This is a genomic window from Nocardia sp. NPDC060220 (assembly GCF_042727815.1).
GTDB lineage: Bacteria > Actinomycetota > Actinomycetes > Mycobacteriales > Mycobacteriaceae > Nocardia.
The window spans coordinates 1-1,086 of sequence record NZ_JBHWZY010001376.1; the positions used below are offsets into that span (position 1 = coordinate 1).

The window sequence follows — 1,086 nt, forward strand, 5'->3', positions numbered from 1 at the left end:
CCCTCCTTGCCTTTGCCATGCTCGCGACTCTCACCGAGGCGGTGCCGGTACTGTGAAGCGGTTCGGGCAAGGTGAAGGAGTCGGTCGGCGGTGCGTGGTTTCGGGGATCTCGAGGCAGTGCTGATGGATCGGCTGTGGGACCGCGATGTGGACACGACCACGGTGCGCGAACTGTTCGACGAGTTGGCGACCGAGCGCGACATCGCCTACACCACCGTGATGTCGACGATGGACAATCTGCACCGCAAAGGCTGGCTGGCCCGCGAGCGTGAGGGCCGCGCGTACCGGTATTGGCCGACGGTGACCCGCGAGGAACACAGCGCCCGGCTCATGCACGAGGCGCTCGGTGTGGGCGGGCGCTCCGACCTCGTCCTCAACTATTTCGTCGACCGGATCAGTGACGACGAATTCGCGGGATTGCGAGCCGCGTTGCGCCGTGTCGCCACCCGGCGGACCGAGGCGAGTTAGCCCGATCGTGTCGGAGTGATCTGATCTGATGGGACTGCGATGGGATCGGTCACGGGGACGGGACGCATGCTGAGTGTCGGATGGGATCAGGTGTTCGCCTGGCGGCTGGGCCGCCAGTTCGTCGCGGCACCGACCGCGGGTTCTGCCGAGCATGTCGCGACCCGGTTGGCCGGGGTGCAGGCGCAGGTGGCGTCGGCGGCGGAGATGGCTGTGGCGGTGCGCAGTTCCGATTCCCGCAGCCTCGGTGTCGGTGAGGCGTTGGCCGCGGGCACGTTGATCAAGACCTGGGCGATGCGCGGCACGCTGCACGCGATGGTGCCCGAGCAGGCCGCGGCTGCGCTGTCGCTGATCGGATCGGCGCGGACCTGGGAGAAACCGTCGTGGCAGAAGACGTTCGGCGCGACCCCGGCGCAGGTGGCCGGTCTGGTGGAGGTGGTGTCGGGAGTCCTGGCCGGTCAGGTCCTGACCCGGGACGAACTGGTCGAGGCGGTCCTCGCCGAACCTGGCTTCGCCCACCTCGGTGAGCAGTTGCGCTCCGGCTGGGGTGCGGTGCTCAAGCCGTTGGCCTGGCAGGGCGCGCTGTGCCACGGTCCCGCGCGCGGGAGCAAGGTCACCTTC

General features: G+C 68.7%; 2 protein-coding genes. Both read left to right on the top strand.

What is annotated here, in order from left to right; genetic code table 11:
* Window positions 1–90: 90 nt before the first annotated feature.
* A complete protein-coding gene (locus ACFWF3_RS36890) occupies window positions 91–468 on the top strand; it encodes a BlaI/MecI/CopY family transcriptional regulator (RefSeq protein WP_378991750.1) in 378 nt (125 codons plus the stop codon).
* 66 nt (window positions 469–534) lie between these two features.
* Window positions 535–1,086, top strand: a 552-nt coding sequence (locus tag ACFWF3_RS36895; protein WP_379318891.1) for a DNA glycosylase AlkZ-like family protein, incomplete at its 3' end; no start/stop codon positions are given.